Origin of the sequence: Clostridioides sp. GD02377, from assembly GCF_045899875.1 — a bacterium.
Lineage (GTDB): Bacteria > Bacillota > Clostridia > Peptostreptococcales > Peptostreptococcaceae > Clostridioides > Clostridioides difficile_A.
Map to the genome: position 1 here is coordinate 1 of NZ_JBJODA010000092.1, position 323 is coordinate 323.

The following is a 323-nucleotide window of genomic DNA, read 5'->3' on the forward strand; positions in this document are numbered from 1 at the left end:
CTTAGGTAATTTTATATATTGACTACAGTACATAATATTTCCATTTGTAAAGTTCGTTCTATATGAAAATCTATTAGTTTTTTTTGATTTAAATTTAGGAAATCCTGCATTTTCTTTAAAGAATTTTTTATATGCGTTTTCTAAATCTTTTAAGGTGTTTTGTAGTGAAAATTTATCAGGTTCTTTAAGCCACTTTAATTCTTTTTTTAAGTTGGTCAAATCAGAACTACACTGTTTATAAGTAAAAGTTTCTTTATCATTTTCATAAACTTCTATTTTTTTAGCAAGATATTTATTATATACAAATCTACAACATCCAAAAG

General features: G+C 22.9%; 1 protein-coding gene. It reads right to left on the reverse strand.

Features of this window, described 5'->3' with window-relative positions; all coding sequences use genetic code 11:
• Positions 1–323 (reverse strand): helix-turn-helix domain-containing protein (locus Q3304_RS21015; RefSeq protein WP_407815500.1); only part of this gene is annotated, 323 nt, incomplete at both ends.